Genomic DNA, 2640 nt, shown 5'->3' with positions numbered 1-2640 from the left:
GCGAGGCGATCGAGGCGCGGCTGTCGCGCATCTGGTGCGAGGTGCTCGACGTCGCTGCGGTCGACCCGCGTGCCGGCTTCTTCGATATCGGTGGGGATTCCATTCTTGCGGTCGCCGTGGCGCGGCGCATCGCCGAGGAGTTCGCACAGCCGTTTCCCGTCACCGATCTGTTCAAGCATGTGAGCGTGCGCGCCATCGGCGATGCGCTTGCGGCCGCGACCCCACGCCACGGCGCTCCGCCGGCCGCACGCGTCAACCGGCTCGCCGCGGTCACCGGCCTCGTCCAGCCAGGCCCGGACATCTATCCCGACTGCGTTGCCGTCATCGGCATGTCGTGCCATTTTCCGGGTGCGCCGGATGTCGCGACGTTGTGGGAAAACCTCGCCGCGGGCCGCGAAAGCATTGAATTCCTGTCGGTGCGGGACGGCCTGGACGCCGGCATTCCCGCCGAGCTGCTCAACCACCCGGATTACGTGGCGGCGCGTTCGACGATAGCCGGCAAGGCGGCGTTCGATGCGGCGTTCTTCAAGGTGACGCCACGCGACGCGCAGCTCATGGATCCCCAGCTGCGTCACCTGCTGGAGCATTCCTGGCGCGCCGTGGAAGACGCGGGCTACCGCACCTCGCAGATCGCCGACAGCGCCGTGTTCATGTCCGCGGCGTCGTCGCTCTACCACATGCCAGCGTTCGACCAGGCGAGTCAGGTACTCGATCGCCCGGACGAATACGTGGCTTTCGTCTGGGCCCAGCCAGGCACGCTTCCAACCACGATATCGCACAAGCTCGGCCTGAAGGGCGCGAGCCTGTTCGTGCACTCGAATTGCTCCTCGTCGCTGACGGCGCTCGCGAGCGCGCATCGGCACATCGTCGGCGGCGAGTCGAAGCATGCGCTGGTCGGCGCAGCGACCCTGCTGGCCTATTCCTCGCTCGGTTACCTGCATCAGGCAGGCATGCACTTCTCGAGCGATGGACATCTGCGGCCCTTCGACGCGGCCGCCGACGGAATGATTTCGGGCGAAGGCGTCGCCGTCCTGCTGCTCAAGAACGCGGCCGACGCGATCGCCGACGGCGATCACATTTATGCGCTGCTGCGCGGCATCGCGCTGAACAACGACGGCGCCGACAAGGCGGGCTTCTACGCGCCGAGCGCGAAGGGCCAGGCCGAGGTCATCGAGCGTGCCCTCCAGACTACCGGTATCGATCCCGCTTCGATCAGCTACGTCGAGGCGCACGGCACGGGAACGCGGCTCGGCGACCCGATCGAGTTCGGCGCACTGACCGACGTGTACCGGCGCCATACCGACCGCCGCCAGTTCTGCGGCCTGGGCTCGATCAAGAGCAACTTCGGTCATCTGGACGCTGCTGCAGGTCTGGCCGGCTGCCTCAAGGTGATGCTGAGCCTCGCGCACGCGCGGATTCCGCCGACGCTGCATTTCACGTCGCCCAACCCGGCGATGGCGCTCGAGGCCTCGCCGTTCCATATCGTCAGCACGCTGACCGAATGGCCGGCAGGTGACTCGCCGCGCCGCGCCGCCGTCAGTAGCTTCGGCATCGGCGGCACCAACGCCCATGCGATCTTCGAGGAGTGGGTGCCGCCGGCACAGGCTCATACGGGGGGCGTCTGCCTGCTGCCGCTGTCGGCGCGCAGCGAAGAACGCCTGCGTGTCTACGCCGGCCTGCTCGCATCGTTCCTGACGCAAGCCGCGAATGGCCATGCGCATGCGGCCCGGCCATCGCTAGCCAGCATCGCATTCACGCTGCAGCTCGGGCGCGAGCCGATGAGCCATCGCCTCGCCCTGTCGGCTACCTCGATCGAGGAGGCGGCCGCGAAGCTGCAGCGCTATGCGGCCGGCGAAGCATCGATCGACGGCGTGTATCGCGGCGAGGTCAAGTCGCACGACCACGGCGACTCGCTGCTGGCCGACGAGGATTTTCAGCTCACCATCGATTCGTGGATAGAAAAGGCCCGCTACGCGAAGCTGCTTGAGGTGTGGGTGCGCGGGTTCGCCCTGGACTGGAGCCGGCTCTATCGCGACCGTCTGCCGCAGCGTGTATCGCTGCCGACCTATCCGTTCTTGCGGCAGGATTACTGGCTCGACTCGGCCACGCGCGTGCAGCGTCCGCGAGAGGCGAAGGCGGATGATGCGGCCGGGCTCGGCCACGACGGTGCTGCGCCGGCGCCGGCCCGCCGCGCCGAACTGCAGGCGTTGCGGGAACAGTGGACGCAAGTCCCTGGCACTCCGGCGCGCCGGCACGGCGTGGGACGCGTGCTTTGCGTCGCCGACGACGAAGCGGTCGCACAGCAGATCGCGCGCCAATGGCGCCAGCTCGACGATGGCGTCGAGCTGATCACGCTGTGGCCGGCCGCGGTGCCGGACGCGGAGGGACGCCAAGTCGTGCGCGGGGATGGTGACAGCTACCGGTCGGCGCTGAGCGGGATCGCCGCGAGCCATGGCAGTGTCGACACGGTGGTTTACGCACTGTCCCTGCGCGCACCGGCGAACGAAACGGACTGGCGCGAGATTCTTCATCTGATCCAGGGCCTGCTCGGGTCGGGTCTGCGGGCAGAGCGCCTGCTGATCGGTGCGGTGTACGACGATGCGCTGTCGCGCTGTCATGCGGAATCGTGGATCGGGATCG

The 2640-nt window shown here is 68.1% G+C and carries 1 protein-coding gene; it reads left to right on the top strand.

Annotated elements, in window-relative coordinates; genetic code table 11:
- A partial coding sequence (locus tag RUU78_RS08700) for a beta-ketoacyl synthase N-terminal-like domain-containing protein (protein WP_313915659.1) occupies window positions 1–2640 on the top strand: 2640 nt, incomplete at both ends.

The organism is Tahibacter sp., assembly GCF_032229445.1.
Classification (GTDB): Bacteria; Pseudomonadota; Gammaproteobacteria; order Xanthomonadales; family Rhodanobacteraceae; genus Tahibacter.
The sequence above is the reverse complement of the archived record's forward strand: the minus strand, read 5'-3'. Positions and strand labels throughout refer to the sequence as shown.